Source organism: Holospora obtusa F1 (assembly GCF_000469665.2).
GTDB lineage: Bacteria > Pseudomonadota > Alphaproteobacteria > Holosporales > Holosporaceae > Holospora > Holospora obtusa.
The window spans coordinates 1-19,930 of sequence record NZ_AWTR02000043.1; the positions used below are offsets into that span (position 1 = coordinate 1).

The 19,930-nt window shown below is 34.8% G+C and carries 11 protein-coding genes and 1 pseudogene; 5 read left to right on the top strand and 7 right to left on the bottom strand.

Features of this window, described 5'->3' with window-relative positions; all coding sequences use genetic code 11:
- Nucleotides 1-233 precede the first annotated feature (233 nt).
- The 3 genes from P618_RS08365 to murD form a co-directional block, all read right to left on the bottom strand.
- On the bottom strand, nt 234-515 hold the full coding sequence (locus tag P618_RS08365; protein ID WP_021827383.1) for a hypothetical protein: 282 nt from the start codon (nt 513-515) through the stop codon (nt 234-236).
- 470 nt (nt 516-985) lie between these two features.
- Nucleotides 986-2,140 carry an FtsW/RodA/SpoVE family cell cycle protein gene (locus tag P618_RS01730; protein ID WP_021827384.1) on the bottom strand — a complete coding sequence of 385 codons (1,155 nt, stop codon included), beginning with the start codon at nt 2,138-2,140 and terminating at the stop codon, nt 986-988.
- A 23-nt stretch (nt 2,141-2,163) separates the two neighbouring features.
- Nucleotides 2,164-3,531: a UDP-N-acetylmuramoyl-L-alanine--D-glutamate ligase gene (gene murD, locus P618_RS01735; protein ID WP_021827385.1), complete on the bottom strand. Its 1,368-nt coding sequence runs from the start codon at nt 3,529-3,531 to the stop codon at nt 2,164-2,166.
- A gap of 1,080 nt (nt 3,532-4,611) precedes the next feature.
- Between murD and groES the strand changes: the two genes are divergently transcribed.
- The 3 genes from groES to P618_RS05935 all read left to right on the top strand — a co-directional run bounded on the left by groES (nt 4,612) and on the right by P618_RS05935 (nt 7,354).
- The gene (gene groES / locus P618_RS01740; RefSeq protein WP_021827386.1) at nt 4,612-4,902 is read left to right on the top strand and encodes a co-chaperone GroES; all 291 of its coding nucleotides are present in this window, start codon (nt 4,612-4,614) and stop codon (nt 4,900-4,902) included.
- A 13-nt stretch (nt 4,903-4,915) separates the two neighbouring features.
- The gene (gene groL / locus P618_RS01745; protein ID WP_021827387.1) at nt 4,916-6,580 is read left to right on the top strand and encodes a chaperonin GroEL; all 1,665 of its coding nucleotides are present in this window, start codon (nt 4,916-4,918) and stop codon (nt 6,578-6,580) included.
- Nucleotides 6,581-6,844: 264 nt separating this feature from the next.
- The gene (locus P618_RS05935; RefSeq protein WP_021827388.1) at nt 6,845-7,354 is read left to right on the top strand and encodes an acetyl-CoA carboxylase biotin carboxyl carrier protein; all 510 of its coding nucleotides are present in this window, start codon (nt 6,845-6,847) and stop codon (nt 7,352-7,354) included.
- A 956-nt stretch (nt 7,355-8,310) separates the two neighbouring features.
- Here P618_RS05935 and P618_RS09140 read toward each other — a convergent pair.
- Complete coding sequence (locus P618_RS09140; RefSeq protein ID WP_021827390.1) at nt 8,311-8,562, bottom strand: helix-turn-helix domain-containing protein; 252 nt, start codon at nt 8,560-8,562, stop codon at nt 8,311-8,313.
- A 328-nt stretch (nt 8,563-8,890) separates the two neighbouring features.
- Here P618_RS09140 and P618_RS09145 point away from each other — a divergent pair, with 328 nt between their 5' ends.
- Nucleotides 8,891-9,127: a transposase gene (locus tag P618_RS09145; protein ID WP_021827391.1), complete on the top strand. Its 237-nt coding sequence runs from the start codon at nt 8,891-8,893 to the stop codon at nt 9,125-9,127.
- 757 nt (nt 9,128-9,884) lie between these two features.
- On the opposite strand, the gene P618_RS01775 is transcribed toward P618_RS09145, so the two are convergent.
- On the bottom strand, nt 9,885-13,490 hold the full coding sequence (locus tag P618_RS01775) for a hypothetical protein (protein WP_021827393.1): 3,606 nt from the start codon (nt 13,488-13,490) through the stop codon (nt 9,885-9,887).
- Nucleotides 13,491-14,268: 778 nt separating this feature from the next.
- Here P618_RS01775 and P618_RS09150 point away from each other — a divergent pair.
- Nucleotides 14,269-14,348: pseudogene (locus tag P618_RS09150) on the top strand (IS5/IS1182 family transposase); the annotation flags it as partial.
- Between the two features lie 617 nt (nt 14,349-14,965).
- On the opposite strand, the gene clpB reads toward P618_RS09150, so the two are convergent.
- On the bottom strand, nt 14,966-17,530 hold the full coding sequence (gene clpB, locus P618_RS01780) for an ATP-dependent chaperone ClpB (RefSeq protein ID WP_021827394.1): 2,565 nt from the start codon (nt 17,528-17,530) through the stop codon (nt 14,966-14,968).
- Between the two features lie 144 nt (nt 17,531-17,674).
- A complete protein-coding gene (locus P618_RS01785; RefSeq protein ID WP_040458237.1) occupies nt 17,675-18,898 on the bottom strand; it encodes an MFS transporter in 1,224 nt (407 codons plus the stop codon).
- Nucleotides 18,899-19,930: the final 1,032 nt, after the last annotated feature.

Sequence of the window (19,930 nt, forward strand, 5' to 3'; positions counted from 1 at the left end):
ATCCACACCCGCTTTACCCTTTGGAGCTAAAGAGCGTATGGAAAAAAGGTTTGAGGACGTTGTATCATAGCCTGTGGCAATGGCGCGGTTCTGCCTTGAGTTTAGCAAAAAAAATCTCGATCAAGTGACGGGATTTATAAAGATTATTTATCATAATTTGATGACTAAAAATGGTTTTTTAGGTGGAATCACGGCCTCACGCCCCTTTTCTTTAAGTTTTCTTCGCTCCCTTTTCATCGGAATCGTATTCTTTTATCCGCAAGCAGCGCATCAGCCTTCACAAGGCGATCCATCAACGACATCACCCCCCTTCCAAATATGGTCCTGACCTTTGTGTAAGGTGAAAAATAACCGGAGTTTCCATGGGCATCACACGATGCATGAATTTTGGTACCCTCAGCAAAGCATCTAATAGACTTGATTATATTCTTTTTTTTAGATCCTGCGCTGCGTTGATGAGGCCGCACAATCATTGTATCAATCATCGCGCACTCATGATCATCGTCCTGCGACAAGATTTCAAAGATCTTTTTTTATACGCTCTTTTGGCTCCAAAGGGCAAAGCATGTCTGGATAGCTTTAAAATCATCAAACTTTTCTGGAAAATCACATCAAGAAATTCCTTCACGGGTACGGTATAAAATAGCCTAAACAAACAAGCGATTGTTCTTGGCTGTCAGATCTCCTAGTTTTCCAGGTAAACTATCCTCTTTTATCCGATCTCACTGATCATCTCTCAACGTATAATGTATTATTTAATACACATTTTCCTTGAATTCTCAAAAAATATCGAAAAAAGTCAACTTAAGTAAGAGCGGCCCCTACTATTTCTTACTTTTTTTAAATTTTCTCATTCAACCTGAATCACTATAATGTGTTCATTTTTTTGCCCTTAGATACGGCTGCTAATACGTTTTTACTCTGTGTCGTGGTTCTGATGTGAATTTTTTAATTTTTTATTCACAGAGCTAATCTTCATGTATTTTTAAAGAAATTTATGGTAACGACGCGTAAGGCATAAAATAATACTTATTGTCCAGCATGCACTAATTAAAGATGATCCACCATAGCTTAAAAACGGCAAAGTAATGCCCTTTGTTGGGGCCAAATGCAAAACACATGCAATATTCAAATAAACTTGGTACATAAAATATATGGATAATCCGGAAATTAATAAAATTTGCTCTAGATGCAGCGCGCGATACGCGGCATTAAGGCTTCGAAAAATAATCACTCCGTATAGTGTAAAAATTCCAAGACATGCAATCAATCCAAATTCTTCTCCTGCGACTGCAAAAATAAAATCTGCATGACCATCTGGAAGATGATCTAAAACGACTCCAGACCCAGGTCCTTTTCCCAACAATCCTCCAGAGGCAAAACTTTTTAAGGACTGTAAAATTTGGTATTGTTTTCCAAAGGGATCAGAAGATTCATAGCCTAAAAACATTCTCAAGCGTAAAGCAGCGTGAGGAAAGCAAAGCATAATAGGAATCAAGGAAAATATTCCCGATGCAACCATACCAACCACCCACACCCATCCCAATCCGGCAATAAAACTTTGGGTTAACGCGCTCATCAATAGCAAAAATACTGTTCCTAAGTCTGGTTGTAAGAGTAACGGACAAGCAACAATAATAAATAAAAGTAATACTTTTAAAAATCTTAAATTTTTATGAGATTGTGAGTATTCTGATAAAAAATAGGCACATCCCATGCAAAATGCTGGCTTAATAAATTCAGACGGCTGAACAGATACACCTAAAATATTTAACCAACGCTTTGCCCCTTTAACATGTACTCCAAATAAGACTACCGCCCATAAACCAGACCATGCCAAAGTTCCAACAATATATACAGTAGGCTTTAGGTATTCTTTTGGTAAAAAACTTCCAAAAAATAAAAGAATTACACCAAGAAGCACAAAAATCAAGTGCCTCTTTAATAAAACGAACGTTGTCCAACCATGTTGTGCTGCAATTGAAGGGCTGGCGGCTAAAATCAGCCAAGATCCCAGTACAATCAGCATAATAGCACAAATCAAAATCCATCGATCAATAGCATTCCACCAAAATACCCATAAATTTTCTGGTTGCTGAGCTTCTTGTTTTGATGATTTTTGCCGAAAAGGAAAGTTCATTTTTACCTATCCAAAGTCTGATTTTAAGGGGACGATTCCCAAGAGTTTTTCTGAAAAAATTGATGAATATCGGATTGAAATGCTTTACCACGTTGTACAAAATTTAAAAATTGATCAAAGCTAGGACATCCTGGAGAGCAAAGAACGACAGCTTCTTTATAACATAAAGCCTCAGAACACGCTTGATGCGTTGCATCCTTCATTGTCACGAAATTTTGGCAAGAAACTTCATTTTTTTCTAAAAATTCTTGAAATCGATCAGCAGACTCTCCGTATAAAAAAGCTCGAGTAATTTTTGAAAGTACAGGTAAAAGTATCGACAAATTATCTCTTTGTTTTGCGCCACCAGCAATCCAAAATATAGGACAATCCCAGCGCATAAGCGCTTGAAGACAGGCTTCTGGTGTCGTCGCTTTGCTATCATCCACACAATAAATTCCACGATGAATCATAAAACAGTGTTGTCGATGAGGTAGATCTTGAAAACTTTTTACATTGTGTACAAAATTTTTTACTTCACCGCACACATGATACACCATTCCGTACGTCATAGCTAAATTTTGTTGAAAAGCTGGGAAAGAAAATCTCTGTTCATTAGGAAACTTTTCAAAAATTTTTCCCCACCAAATACCTTTGAAATTATAATAAATACAGGAAGGATCTTCTCTTTTTGTTTTTTCATCCAAAAAAGAAAGATAATTTAAGTTTTTCTCTTTCCATTTATTGGCTATCTCTTTCGTATGCACTTCTGAAATATCTAATAAGGCATAACGACTATGAGATAAAATTCTGCATTTTGCCGAACCATACGCATGCATTGTTCCGTGATATTCAAGATGGTGCGCATTTAAATTTAAAAGACCTCCAGCTTCTATTCTCCAATCATGGTGAGCGCAAAGCTCTAACTGATAAGAAGAGAATTCTAAGATGTACCACAAATTTTTTCGATCATGATCTACAACAGAAAAAATAGGAACACCAATGTTTCCTGCTAAGCGACATTCAACACCTTGTTTATGTAAAGCGTGCGCAATAAGACTGCATGTCGTAGATTTTCCATTGGTTCCCGTTATTCCCAAAACTTTAGCAGTGGGAAACAGTATCAAAAATAATCCCAAATCACACGTAATCACCGTATTTTCTGAAGGACATTGACTGAAAAACGGTTCTAATCGCACTAAAGAAATTCCAGGTGAAACAACAACGTAAAGAAAGCTTTGGGGATTGGGCGATGCTATAATAGGAAAACCGAGATCTAAAGCTTTTTTGCGTACGACTGGGCAATCATCCCAACCCGTCACTTTAATTCCTTGTTTTTGAAAAAAAATTGCAGTGGCCATACCGGAATTTCCAAGGCCTAATACAAATATTTCAAAACGTTTTTCAGTCATTCTCCTCATTAAATTTATCGATATTTTTCATTATACAAAAAAAATACTCTTTTCCAAATAGATCCTTCATAAAAAATAAAAAGCTGTTAGCTGTACAAAAAAATTGTGAATTTGTTAAAAATCATAACGCATTAAATTGGAAGTCACGGATAGATGTGAAAAATAATAAAGAAAATATTGCTATACTACGGTTTCTTTCGCTAAGATGGAGTGGGTAGTTTTTTTTAGGGTGTTGCAAAATTTACAAAATAAAATCTAGTGATTTGAAACAAACACCAGATCTGTATAGTAAAAATTTAAAAATCAAAGTAGTAAATTTGGATCTAAATAAAATTCAAAGTCTTGACGGTGTAGCTAGTCAGTTTGATACCCTTCCTTACACTTTTCATAGATGAAAATTTGAGAAGCATTTGATGCAGGGATAGGTTATCCGGGGTATTCAAGTAATAAGGATGAATATTTAAAATTTATCCTTAAATATTTTTCGACCTTAAATTGTAAATTTGAAAAAGTATTTTTTTACAGTTTGTTTGTAGTAAATTAAGTTGCGGTTTATGTAAAGAAAAATTATGAGTAAAGGCTCGGATCACATATATGAATTAATTTAAGAAAACAAGTATTATTGGGGGAAGTTACATTCTAAGGTCCCATATCTCAAAAACTCTCTCTTCAATTACCGAGTGTCGCACTTTGTTTTTATTCACAAACCTCAACTTAATTACACTACAGTCAGAAAATTCCAACTTTGATGGCATATATCAAGATTTGCTTCTATACTTCAATGTATGAATTTCCACTTAATTTATTATATAGAGCATAAGATATTAAAAATCTGAAAACACCTATAAAAGTATAAAAACCCAGTGACCAAACGTTATTTTAGTATACGCAAATGATCTTTTACTCCTAAGTTTTCTGATCAGCGTTTGTGTTTAAGAGTAATTTATTAAAAATCTGATTTTTTTGATCACAACCACTTGCATTAAAAATTCGTATGTGTTAGGATCAAACCTGTAGTTAGCACTCAAAGCCTATGACTGCTAATTTTTCTATATCGATTCATCAAATATGGAGGAACTCATGACTAAATTTAAACCTTTGGGAGACCGTATCCTTGTAAAGCGCGTAGAGGCGGAAGAAAGAACTTCAGGAGGGATAGTTATTCCTGATACTGCAAAAGAAAAGCCTATTGAAGGTACAGTAATTGCAGTAGGACCAGGAGCTAGAGATCCACAAGGAAATCTTATAGCTTTGGAAGTAAAACAAGGAGATCGCGTTCTGTTTGGAAAGTGGTCTGGTACGGAAGTAAAGTTGAGTGGGGAAGATTACATTGTGATGAAAGAATCCGATGTATTTGGTACTATAGCGTAAAAGGAGGAAACATATGTCAGTAAAACAGATTGCGTTTGGATCTAAAGTAGGGGAATCTTTGCTCAATGGAGTAATTAAACTTGCTAATTGCGTTCAGGTTACATTAGGGCCAAACGGACGTAATGTATTAATTGAGCAGTCTTTCGGAGACCCACGCGTAACAAAAGACGGAGTAACCGTAGCAAAACATGTAGAGCTAGAGGATCGTTATGAAAATCTGGCGGCACAATTGGTAAAAAGCGTTGCGTCAAAAACTGCAGATATGGTAGGAGATGGAACAACAACTGCCACTGTTCTGGCAAGAAGCATTTATAGCGAAGCTTTCAAAGGGACTTCTGCAGGAATGAACTCTATGGAACTACGAGCAGGTATTGACCACGCTGTTGAAATTGTTGTAGAAAAATTGAAAGAACTTTCTATACCGGTCAAAGGAGACTATCAGAAAATTTCACAAGTCGCAACTGTATCTGCAAATGGAGATACGGAAATTGGAGATATGATCGCCCAAGCTATGGAAAAAGTTGGGTCTGATGGCGTTATTACTGTGGAAGAGGCAAAATCTTTTAAGACAGAACTCGATGTCGTTCCGGGTATGCAATTTGATCGCGGATACATTTCTCCTTATTTTATTACGCGCCAAGATAAAGGAATTGCTGAGTTAGAGCGGAGTTACATTTTGTTGTACGACGGCAAAATTAGTAGCGCTCAATCTTTGCTTCCAGTGTTGGAAAAATGCGCAAAAGAATCTGCCAGTTTGTTGATTATTGCCGAAGACGTAGAGGGTGAGGCGTTAGCGATGTTGGTAGTCAATAAACTAAGAGGTGTTCTTAAAGTTGCTGCTGTGAAATCTCCTGGATTTGGAGATCGCAGAAAAGCTATGTTGGGAGATATTGCAGTTCTTACAAATGGCTATGTTGTGAGCTCTGAAGTAGGTATGCGCCTGGAGGATGTTCGTATAGAAGATTTAGGACGAGCAGACACCATTGTGATCGAGAAAGATAACACAACTGTCATCGTTAATGGACCAGCACGGTCTTCTGTTAAGGAGCGGTGTGATAAAATTCGCTCAGAGATTCAAGAAGCTACTTCAGATTATGATAAAGAAAAGCTTCAAGAACGTTTAGCTAAGTTGTCTGGCGGAGTCGCAGTGATTCGTGTTGGAGGAGCCACAGAAGTTGAACTTAAGGAACGCAAAGATAGAGTCGAAGACGCTATGCATGCGACAAAAGCTGCGGTTGAAGAAGGAATTATTCCCGGCGGAGGAACAGCTTTTTTACGTTGTGTAAAACCTTTGGAAGAAGTGATTAAAAGCGCAAAAGTTCAAGAACGTGGTCGAGACTTTATATGCGGAATTGATGCAGTAAGAAAGGCGCTTTCTTCTCCGTGTTATCAAATTGCTAGCAATGCTGGTAAAGAAGGTGGAGTCGTAGTAGCTGAGGTTCTGAAAGCTTCTGATGTGAACGTTGGGTACGACGCGCGTCATGATCAGTACGTGGACATGATCAAGTCGGGAATTATTGATCCGACGAAGGTTGCTCGAACAGCGCTTCAAAATGCAGGATCCGTTGCAGGTCTTTTGAATACGACAGAAGTGATTATTGCTCAAGTCCCTGAGAAAGAAAAGCCGAATATGGGCGGTGGTATGGGCGGTGGTATGGGCGGTGGTATGGACTTCTAAGAAGTCTTACTCTCTGTTCTTAATATTTTCTCGTAAAGTACTTTTGCTCCTTTCTGAAGTAGATCAATGTATATTTAAAATACTTGAAAAATGTCAGAAAGGAGCTAATGTGTATTTTTTAAACTTATTTTTATTATTTAATAGATATTTTTAATTCATGTTTTAAGTTAATAAACATGGTTCTCTTTTCATTCAATATAACTCTTGCATTTTTTTTGTTTATTTATTACAATTAAGCTTAATACGTGAGGGGAGAGCGATTGTATGACGGTTTTATCAAATCAGGAAATGCGCTTTTTAGATGAAGTAACTTTGAATACATTAAAAAATTTGATAGAATTAATGGAGAAATCTTCTTTGAGTTCTATGCGTTTTGAGCAAGAATTTTCTGGAGTTCGTCATTTTGTTGAGCTTTCAAAAGAGTTTAAATTACATACTTCGGTTCAATCTGATCCTTGTGTTGAAAATTCTAATTCGGAATCTCTTAAACATCCTGCTTCCGTCTCTTTAGATCTGGAAAAAAAAGAAGATTTGCATTGGGTTACGTCCCCTTTGGTTGGGACAACTTATGTTGCCTTGAAGCCAGGTTCGGAACCTTTGGTTAAGATTGGTGATCATGTGGTAATTGGTGCACCTCTCTTGATTGTAGAAGCTATGAAGGTTATGAATTTGATTAAATCTCCAGTTTCTGGTTACGTAAGAGAAATTCGTTTTTCTGACGGAAACCCTGTAGAATATGGTGAAGAGTTACTGGGAATTGACACAAAATCTTAGGAAGATGGAAACACTAGAATGATCAATCGATGGTGTAGGGCGTACTATTATTTTTTTTTACATAATCCGTAACTAAGTGTAATGCAACATTTATCTTTAGATCTCTATATAAAGTGTTGTATTGTGTACAATTTTTATCGTTTAAAAGTATCATAAAATTTTTTAAATTAAAAGATAAGGTGATAAAAAAACGCTACGAATCCTAAAAGAGATGCTTATTTTTTATCAAATTTTGAAAATGTTCGCATAAAATGCTTAATTTTGTTGAAAAAATATTCAATTAAGTGAAACTCTTTATAGAGACGTTTATCAGTGTAACATTTTACAATTTCGTTCAAGTAGAATCAGAAGAGTCAATTTTTGTTCACTGATGTGCTGAATAAAAGCAGAAACGTAATAAGCTATATCTAGCTGTTAAAATAAACTGAAATAGGTTCCCTAAAGTTTCAACACCAGCATAGATTTTTATGATAAACCTGCTTTTGCTTTTTCGAAAAACATTTATAGTAATTTAGCTTGAAAACGGGACAAAGAGATGCTACTTTTAAGAGAAAATATGATCCATGATAAAAACTTGTCCGGGTTTTAATTTTTTTATCAAAAACTGTGCTACCCAAGCTTCGAATAATTGTGTGTTACAAGAACCGTTAAAAACCATCGGAGTAATCACTGCTTTATTAGTAAACCCGCTACAATATGAGTTTTTTGTAATATTTACCGCTCTTTTTATCAACAAGTTTTGCACTTTTTTTGCCTCATCCTCTATCTTTTCAAATGATGAGCTCTATCCCGACTTCATTAATGTATACAATACTTTCAGATGATATATATTTTTAGCTTCTTTGTATGTATTTCGTTTTTATTTATTTGATTTCCACATCGGTGAAAACTTTTTTATAGCTAAAAGCCCTGCGCGCCTTAACCCATACCGTTCCCCACTGAAACTCATGCCAAATTCACGGACAATATCTTCTGATTTGGTATCTGAATGATTGATATTGAATAAAAGACTCTTTTTTTATAGTTTGCTTTGCACCCACACGTATCTTTGGGCGGCAACGTCCTTTGCTTTTATAACGAAAATGCCATCTATTGATTGTCATTTTATTTATTCCAAAAACTCTAGATGCTTCTTTTTGACTGTTACCTGCTTTGATAAAATTCATGACCTTTTCTCTTAAATCTATACAATATGGGCGCGTTGACATTACCTACCTTTTTAGACAAAATACACCGTATTTTGCACTATAACTTAACTTTTTTTCTATATGTCAATTGTGGACGTAAAGGGCAGGAACGCTACAAATGTAGATCCTGTGGTTGTCAATTTACAGACACCCCCCAAAGCGTGTCTTTCTCACCGAAACAACTTGAAATCGACATTGCTGCGTTTCCATGTTGGACATATCTAAACTTTTTACAGTCAGTGAAATTGTAGTCTTCAAGTGAATCAAGCAAAAAGAAGATCAGAAACTGGAAGAAACATAACCAATCGTTAGTAAATCGTGGGGATATCCAGATATTTTAACCCAAGATGTGATAAGTAGCTGGCTTTTTGAGGGTAAGAGAGTAGGACGCGGAAAAAAGCCAAAATATTCTGACGCTGCGATTAAATTCCTGCTGATAATATTTGAAATTTACTCGCTAAGGCTCAGGCAACTTGAGGGCTTTGCAAGATTTTTGTTTAAGACTAGCGATATCGTATATAGTTTTATTTCCAAAAGGTATAAAAAGCCAGATATTGAACCTCTAAAAAGCATATACATAGCTTAAAATCAAAGAGTGAGCCTATAATAATTGCACTCGATAGTAGTGGTAAAAATATGTAAAAAGTATCAGTGGAACAGCGAAAAACATGGGGCAAATCAAGATGGCAAGGATAATAGTAAACGAAAGAAATGGTTAAAACTACATTTTGGTATAGGTTTGGATTCTAGGCTAGTAGTTTGTCAAGAAATTACCGATAATCGATCTGTAACTGATTGCTTAATAGCGCAAATAATGTGTGAATGAGTATATTTTGGTATATTTAGCGAGTTTTATGCTGATGATGCATATACTTGGAATAGTATATTTAAATTGCTATATCTTTGTAATATAAAGCCATTTATCCCTATGCCAAAAAATTCAACATTGTCTGAAGAAAAAGAGGATGAGGCTTTTATGGTGAAAACTCCAAGAGGGTCGGGCTGTTTTGGAGCAATATGATGCTGGCGGCACAGAAAAATGGAAGAAAACTAGCAGCTATCATAAGCGAAGTTTAATAGAGAATTATTTCTTGCAGCTAAAAAGCATATTTGGAGAAAAAGTTAGGCAAAAAAATCGGCATCGCTCAACAGACGTTTGTCTCCTTTTACGGTTTTTATACATATGTAATTTTTTCTTTTGTGCGTTGTTCAGATTTTCATTTTAAGCATATGAACAAAAAAGGAAATCCCAGATACTACAATGGGAAGTTTATAGCTCCCCATAGGTTATCTGTACATTCCCTAAACGTTATATAGAAGTCAATCTATTAAAATCATGCACCCTAGCTATCGTCGCAAGATAGAGGTGATAAGTCTAAATCTTGACCGTGAATCTTGGCAATTGAACTTAACGCATCTATATGTATCCCCATAGAGCAACGCTTCCAAATTCCCTTGGATTGGACTGCTTTTTGGAGATTAACTATCTCACTTACCAAATTTAGATACCTCTCACTATTTATATCTGATCCTCCTATTAATTTTTCAACATTTGTATCTATACTCAACAGTAATGTATTTATGGATCCACTTGGATCTTGAAGTGAATTATTGATGATGATTTTTTTTAATTCATCATGTAGCGTGTTTAAACTGTTTTGTAAACTTGCTTTTATATCAGCATCTACAATATTTAGATTCCAAATTTGATTCGATAATACTAAGCTTTGCGTCATTAAGAACTTCGCTAACATGTCCATAAAGGAAGTCTGAGGCCCTGACCGAACGGAATCTTCATAAAAGTGAATTAAAGGAAGATAAGGAAAAGAATTAGATTCACGTTGAATAGTTTTATCCCCCTGAAAAACTACGGAAAATGTATCCCATTTTTTTACATGTTTTGAAATTTCATTCCAAAACACTTTAGAATCATAGAACTGAGTACTTAATTTTTGCATCAAGCAATCTTGTACTAACTTAGAAAAAGAAGCTAATCTAACGAGAGCGTATTCTTTTTCTTTTTGCTCTTTCTTTTCATCACCAGGAGAACTGATATGAATTTTCATAAGGTTGGGGTAACACCGTTCCCACTCTTTACTATTCTCATCAGTGTATTTTAAAAATGAAGTTTGTGTTGGTAAACTCTGACTTTTTTTATTAATATCAAGAATCTCTGAACGAAAATTTTTTATCACAAAGGTCTCTACTAAATGCTCAGTGGGAGTGTTGAGTAAAGCTAAATGTAAAAAAGGATCCATATTTCCTACAACATGATTGATTCCAGTTTCAAAATAAAATTTTTCTACTTCATCGGTTAAAAAAATGTCTGCAGTTTTTTTAAGTTCTGCTATTCTTTCCGAAACGATTGCTCTAACTGTTTGCTCATCATTGTATTCTAGGCGATACTTAAGCCCCCACCATTCGTACATACTGGCACTAGACCCCAAGTTTCCGATTGCTTCCTGTGTGCTTTCATGAGCAATATTTTCTTCCTGATTCAATATAGTCTTTGAAAGATTTAAAGACAAAATGTTTTGCTTAATCTTATCTATATCTTCTTTTTTTATAATTGCCCTTAATTCGGAAAATAATTGATAAATTGTGTTAAGATTAGAAATTTTTGCACACAACATAGCGCTGGTATCTCCAAATTTTCCCTCGAAATTTATGTACTGTTTTATAAACCAAACAATACGGTCCGAAGAACAGGTATCAAAAATTTTTTTAATCGCACTCAAAACATTTTCTTTATCTATTTTGGATAATAAAATAGTGAGCTTTTCTGTGTTTCCTACCTGAATCATTGAACTTAATATCTCTTGATGAAATTTTAAGGTTTCAGAAGGTTCTTTCATTAAAAAAGAAGAATTATAGAATTGATTTAAAACTTTTACAGAAAACTCTGTCGTTGAGGTCAACATACTCTTAATCAATGATGCGCGAGCGTCATCGCTAAAATTTAAAATCTTTTTTTCCAAATTTGTAATACTAAAAATTTTTTTTACCAACACAGGATTTAATGTCCCATCTGTATCAGCAATTTTTTGTATTAAATAAGAAAGATCTTGTTCATTCAGTTGTGTCAATCTTTCTAAATCGTCGAGAACTTTACTAGGAAGCTTCAAATGATGATCGCGCAAATTACAATCTAATATGCATTTTACTACTTCACAAAAATCATCCAAACTCATTGCACTTGCTCGTTTTTTCAAATCTAAATCGTTCAAAACTTTTTGAGAAAGCTGAAAATGCTTGCTCGAAAATAAAGCTCCACGTAAAAGAAAACAAAAATTATTAATGCTTAACTCTCCTACTCGTTCTTTAAGGCCTAAATCATTCAAAACTTTTTGAGAAAGCTGAAAATTATTATCTGAAGATAGAACATTACTTGTCAACATCGAAAAAATATCGCCATTTATTTTGCTGACTCTTTCTTTAAGACAGAGATCATTCAAAGCTTTTTCAGAAAGATCAAAATTATTGTCCGAAGATAAAATTTGATCTAATACACTAGAAAAATTATCGTCACTTATTTTATTTGCTCTTTCTTTAAGACAGAGATCATTCAAAGCTTTTTCAGAAAGATCAAAATCATTGTCCGAAAATAAAATAGCTTTTATTAAATATTTTTCGACAAAAAAACAATTATCTTTTTCTTTGTATTGTCCCAAATTTAAGAGATGAAAAATTTCTTTAGTAAGCTCAGGATTATTTTTGATATTTTTTGCATTCAAGCATCGTTTGACCATAAAAATCAAATCATTTTCATCTATAATCGTGCTTATTTTATCTAATTTTACGAATTCTTGAACTTTTTTAGAAAGCACACAATCATGCTCACAGTTCAAAATCGATCCTAGTACGAAAACTAAATGCGTACTCTCAAGATCTTCTATCTGCTTTAAAGAAAAACGATTCAAAATTTCCATTCCAAGAACAGCATTCCCTGTTTTCAAAATAGCCTGTACTGCAGTAGCAGCAAGATGCTTATAGCGAAAAATTTTTTCGTATTTTTGTAAGTCTAAATTTTTGAACGCTTTATATGCTAAATCAGGACAATTTTCTTTATCTAAAATAGCTTCTGTTATTTTGATCAAACCCAAGTAAGACACATCCTTGCTCAATTTTTGAAAATCCAGAGCATTCAACGCTTTATCATAAAAATTTCGATTAACTTTTGAACTTAAAAGAGCTTTCAGGAAATAAAGATCTTGAATTTTTGAAAGTTCATCTACTTTTGGCAGAACCACAGTATCAAACGCTCTACTTGCAAGCTCAGAATTGTTTTCTGGAGAAAAAATACGATGTAATTCATCGCATGCCAAATACTGATCCCATTTTCGAAAATTTAAAGTGTCAAAAGCTCTGTTTGCAAGATCAACATCATTGTTTGGAGATAAGATACAAGACAGCAACTTAAGGAAAAATTCCCAAGAGCGATTTTCATTCAATTTAGATAAATTTAGAGCACTAAAAGCTTTGTGAGTAAGTTCAGATGAAAGAACGTTCAAGAAATTAAGATTAGACTCATCATTAGTTCTTTGTTTGATGAATGTTTGTTCTTGATCTCCTTTAGATAAAATTGTTTTTGTATACAAAATCAAATTATCATCAGAAAAATTTTCTATTAATGTTTTTAATACTTGTTCAGCTAAATCCTGGTGATTTTCTTTATCAAAAACCATGGAAATCATATAGATAATCGTTTCTTGAGAAAAATTTTCGTTGATTTTTTCACAAAATTCTGACCATTTGATCCGCCCTAATACACGTTCAGCTTCTTTTTTATCTTTGATAGAAAGTATCGCCTTGATATTTTGAAAATTCTTTTCTAAACTGATTTGTTCAGATTTATTGAGTTGACAAACCACAGATTCTATGGCAGGAAAGTTAACAGAAAACCCCTGATTTACAAAAAATACTAAAAAAAGTAATGTTTTTATCTGCATATATTAAATCAAATATTTTTTCTATATAAAATATTAACATAAAAAAACAAAATGTCAACATTATTTTTTTTATAAACACTATATTTAATATTTTATCTATTTTAAAAATTTAATATTTTATCTATTTTAAAAATTATCTGTTTATTATTTTTTTTTAGTAAGAAAATCGTTTTTACGCGTATTTTTTGTGTTGCACTTTGATCGTCAAAAAAAGATCAAAGTGTCCACGCAGAAGACGTTTGGCATAAGTATAGTAATTTAGGTTGAATTTGATATGATTTTTTGAAATATAGTGAAATATAACTTTAAGTTCATGAAAATATACATTATTTCTAGAAAAAACGCTAAGATTATATACTCAAGCCCCCCCAATAATAGTTAGGAGAACTCCATAAATTAATTAATAACTTCATGGTCATTAACACATTATGTTATTATGAAATTTGAACAAAAAAATTGTTGATAAAAAAACTAAAACGAGTTCAAGGTGTCATGATAAATAAAGCTTTTGTTCATGAACAAACAAGACAAAAAGAAATGAATAGAATCTAAAATGCAGTATCATTTTTCTCCCTATCTATTCACCAAAATTACGCCCCCCCTCTAATATAAACCGATTGATTGAATGCAGCGCATTCAATTTTGAATTTATTGTAGTTTAGGACTAGATTAGGCCCCATCCTTAATTAAGTTTACTTTTTTCAATATTTTTTGAGAATCAAAAAGAAATGTGAGTTAAATGAGACGTTATACGTTGAGGGATAATCAGTAAGATCGGATAAAGGAGAGTTTACCTGGAAAGCCCAAAACAATCGCCTGTTTGTTGAGGCTGTTTTATACCGCTACCGTGCGGAAATTTCTTAGCATGATCTTTCTAGAGAGGTTTGAATATTTTAAAGCCCCACACCCGCTTTACCCGTTGAAGCAAAAAGACGTATGGAAAAAAGTCTTTGAAATCCGGTCGCTATTCACCTTACACAAGGTCAGGACCATGATTTGAAAGAGGCGAGTGCGTTGATAAATCACTTTGTGAAGGCTGATGCGGTGCTTGTCGATAAAATTGTACGATACTGATGAAAGAGTACGGCTAAAACTTAAAGAAAAGGGCCGTGAAGCCGTGATTCCACCTAAAAAGAACTGTTTTGAGCCTTCACATTATGATAAATATCTTTATAAATCTCGTCACTTGATCTAGATTTTTTTTTTCTAAACTCACGGCAGAACCGCGCCATTACCACACACTATGATAAAAGGTCTTCAAATTTTCTAAGCGCCATCCACTTGGCTTCAATTGTCGTTTGGCTTAATTAAAGACAGACCCTAATCAAAAAAGGACACGTAGAAACATTGATTTTGGTGACAAATTAAATTTTTTAAAAAATTTTATCCACAGAATCTGCTGTTCTACGCACCAAAAAAACGAAAATATTAATTTATTATTTTTAGCAAAGATCGTTCAAAAAAATGTTACCCAGCTAGCTATGCACTTTAAAATCTATTCGGTTTTCAGTTTTTAAAAACTTTCCAAAAATCTCTTCTCCATCTTTAATTTTTTCTTCTAAAATAAGAGTAGAAAGAGGATCTAAAATATGACGCTGAATAACTCGTTTTAAGGGGCGTGCGCCATATTCAGGTTCAAAACCTTCCATAGCCAAAAATTCCACAGCTCCTGTATCTAAATGTAATCGCATACGCTTACCGGACAATAACCGATGCACGTTATCTAACTGAATATGCACAACCTGTTGCATGTGCTCTTCTGTTAATTTATGAAAAAATAAAATATCATCTAAACGATTCAAGAATTCCGGTCTAAACGCTCTTCGAACCTCCTCCATAACCTGTGTGCGCGCATGTGACGATAAAGAATCTCCTTTATCGTGCATCATATGTATACTTCCCAAATTCGACGTCAAAATGATTAATGTATTGGTAAAACTTACCACACGACCTTGACTATCCGTCAATCTTCCATCATCTAAAATTTGAAGAAATAAGTTAAAAACATCGGGATGGGCTTTTTCAACTTCGTCTAGTAAGATTAACTGATAGGGGCGCCTGCGAACACTTTCTGTAAGCACTCCACCTTCTTCATATCCTATATATCCTGGAGGCGCTCCAATTAATCTCGATACAGAATGTTTTTCCATATATTCAGACATATCGATACGCAGCATCGCAGTATCATCATCAAAAAGAAATTCTGCTAAAGCTTTAGCAAGTTCAGTTTTTCCCACTCCTGTAGGACCTAAAAACAAAAAAGACCCCATCGGACGACCTGCATCTGATAATCCAACTCGAGCACGACAAATAGCACGGCTCACTGCAGAAACTGCTTCATCTTGCCCCACTACGCGTTGACGTAATACATGTTCCATTTCAAGTAGTTTTTGTCGCTCTTGTGTCAAAATTTTATCGATCGCCACCCCTGTCCATCTTGAAATAACCGCTGCAATATCTCCCTCTGTCACTTCTTCTTTTAACAGTGCATGAGAACTTTTTTCTTGCTCATTTTTAATGCGAGATTCTAACTCTGGGATAATTCCATACATTAACTTACTAGCTTTTTCCCATTGACTTTCTTTTTGTGCGTGTAGCAAATCATTGCGCGCTTTTTCAAGATCAGTTTTTAATGTCTGAACACTATGCAAAGCTGTGCGATCTTGCTCCCATTGAGCTCCAAGAATACGGCTTTGTTCTTCAAGATTCTCAAGTTCTTTTATACACCCTTCTAGACGTGTCTTAGCTGCCAAATCTGTTTCTTTTTTAAGCGCTTCTTTTTCAATACGCAGCTGAATGATTCGACGATCTATTTCGTCCAAGACTTCTGGTTTCGAGTGAACCTCCATGCGCAAACGACTTGCAGCTTCATCAATTAAATCTATTGCTTTATCAGGCAAAAAACGATCATTGATGTATCGATCAGATAAAGTTGCTGCACTAACCAATGCACTATCTGTAATACGAATTCCCCCATGATGCAGTTCATATCGTTCCCTCAATCCTCTGAGAATTGATACAGTCTCTGCTACAGATGGCTCTTCAACAAACACTGGCTGAAATCTGCGAGCTAAAGCTCCATCTTTTTCTATATATTGACGATATTCTTTAAGAGTTGTTGCCCCGATACAGTGCAGCTCTCCTCGTGCTAAAGAAGGTTTTAACATATTCGACGCATCCATAGCCCCGTCAGTTTTTCCAGCTCCTACTAAAGTGTGGAGCTCATCAATAAATAAAACGATATCCCCTTTACTGTGCTCAATTTCATCTAAAACTGCTTTCAGTCGCTCTTCAAATTCGCCTCGAAATTTGCTTCCTGCTAACATTGCTCCCAAATCTAACGCCATGATTTTCATATTTCTTAACGTGTCTGGAACATCACAAGAAGCAATTCTTTGAGCCAAGCCTTCTACAACCGCCGTTTTTCCTACTCCTGGCTCTCCAATTAACACAGGATTATTTTTAGTTCGACGAGATAACACTTGGATAGTTCTGCGAATTTCTTCTTCTCGTCCAATGACTGGATCTAGTTTTCCTTGCTGAGCAAGTTCTGTTACATTTTTCGTATATTTTTCTAAAGCATCATAATGTTCATCAGCTGAAGCACTGTGAGCACCACGACCTTTACGCAAAGTATGAATACTTTTTTCTAAGGAAGCAAAGTCTATTTTAGGCGAAATATCTAAATCTAATACCTTGAACGCACCATAAAATAAGGCCTGAACGGTGACAAACGTATCGGCCATGCGTTGAGAAAAATCTTGAGCCTCTTTTAATGCTTTCATTAAAGAGGGACCCGCACTGCATTGACTTCCAGGAGCTGAAGGTGCTTTTTTCAACAACCGATCTAACACAGTTTTTACCTGTTCTGTATTCGGACAAACAGACTTTAGCAAAGATACTCCTATAGACTTAGGATCTTGAATCAGAACAAGTGCTAGATGCTCTGCCAACACTTGAGGATGGCTATTTTGAACTGCCAGAGATTGCGCTTCTTGTAAACATTCTTTAGCTTTTTCAGTATAATGATCAAAATTCATGTCCACCTCCTTAAATACTGACTTCTATAATTATAGAAAAAATACCCCAAAAAATCAATATTGTCAAAACAATTTTATCACAGTTTTAAAAAAAATTTAAAATTAATTACAAGGACATTTTCCAAAAACTAACCTTCAAAACACTTATTTTTTTGGATACAAAAATGTCAAAACAGAGCACGCGGAAAACAATATTCCTAACACAAAAAAAAGTCCAGGATTCGTGTTTCCATAAAGCCAGCTAGCACACCATACAACGCACAATCGATCTAACGTAAAGTAAGCGCTTATAATGCTATATCTCATCATGGTGTGAGAAGATCGACAATAATTAGAAATATAAATCCATATCAAAATATTTCCAGAACCCGAAAGTATTTGATGAATAAACGCATTAAAAAATATAAGCCCCATATGTTTTCCCGTATTCCATTGTAATAAATACGTTGAGTATCCTACCGTTTGCACGATTCCCCATCCTAATAGGCTTTGTTTTAGTGAGGCATATTGAAGAGATTTGTGCGCAAAAAAACCTCCTAACAAAAAGCCTATCCATCCCATCCCTTTATCCGCATACATTAGTTCTATGTTAGAGTATCCTTGAGAATACAAAAATAACGGTAGTATCCAACGAATAAAAGCATCGATAACTTTATAGGAAAAAAGATGAATAAAAACCCAAAATGGTATGCGATTTTGAAAAAACATATCTTTAAATTCATCTTTAAGTGCACACCAATAGGATTGAAGTTTCAAATCTTTTGTTGAGAAAGATACTGAAAACAGTGGATCCATCATGATTACTATCATAGAAATCATAAGGCCTATCATGATTACATAACTTGATATTTTCCAAGATCCATAGTGCGCAATACCTAGCGCTCCGCTGGATACAAAAAAACCTGCTATGCGAAATCCTGTCTGATTTCCAAAAAGATTTCGAACTGAAAAAGAGCACGTTTTGGATATCTCGATACGATATCCTTCTGATACAATGTCTTGAATAGCCCCAAAACAGGCAATAATTATTCCAAACATCCAGAGTTTTTCAAACTGAAAAGGATTTGTGTATTGTGCACTTTGATATAAACAAAATACAATGACTGCTTGGGCGCTTAATACAGAATATTTGATAAAATGGTGACGTATCAACAATTTTTCTAATATGTGAAGAACAGCAGCAAACAAAGGTTTAAAGACGTAAGGTAAGAACAGTATGCTTAATCCCTTAAAATATTCTGCTTGCTTTGCTTGATTGGCAATACACAAAGGTAAAGTTAAAGAAATCCAAAAGTAAGGAATTCCACTCATAAATCCTAAAAGAAGAAATTGAGTAAAGTACAAAATTTTTTTTTTAAATTTAAGCAACCAGAAATAATTTTTTGAAACAGTATATTTTTTATACCATCTTAAAAAAAAACGTAAAGCTTAATAAACTTTTCGAGTTTTGATCATTTAGGGGCTGCCCTTAATTAAGCCAAACGACAATTGAAGCCAAGTGAATGGCGCCTAGAAAATTTGAAGACGTTGTATCATAGTGTGTGGTAATGGCGCCGTACTGCCTTGAGTTTAGCAAAAAAAAATCTCGATCAAGTGACGGGAAAAGATATTTATCATAATTTGATGACTCAAAATGGTTTTTTAGGTAGAATCACGGCCTCACGCCCCTTTTCTTTAAGTTTTCTCCGCACTCTTTCATCGAAATCGTATGCTTTTATCCGCAAGCAGCGCATCAGCCTTGACAAGGCAATCCATCAACGACATCCCCCCCCTTCCAAATTATGGTCTTGACCTTTGTGTAAGGTGAAAAGTAACCGGATTTCCATGGACATCACACGATGCATGAATTTTGGTGCCCCCAGCAAAGCATCTAATAGACTTGATTATACTCTTTTTTTTCAGATCCTGCGCCGCGTTGATGAGGCCGCATAATCGTTGTATCAATCATCGCGCACTCATGATCATCGTCCTGCGACAAGATTTCAAAGATCTTTTTTTACACGCTCTTTTGGCTCCAAAGGGCAAAGCATGTCTGGATAGCTTTAAAATTATCAAACTTTTCTGGCAAATCACATCAAGAAATTCCTTCACGGGTACGGTATAAAACAGCCTCAACAAACAGGCGATTGTTTTTGGCTGTCAGATCCCCTAGTTTTTCAGGTAAACTATCCTCTTTTATCCGATCTCACTGATCATCTCTCAACGTATAATGTATTATTTAATACACATTTTCTTTGAATTCTCAAAAAATATCGAAAAAAGTCAACTTAAGTAAGAGCGGATCTTAGCTCACATTTGCTGCTTTTTTACAGAAAATTTTCTCCAATTCGAGAAAATCTTAACCTAAAAAATTTGCTCACTGCGAATATCGTATTGCGAGTATGTTGACTATGAAAAAAG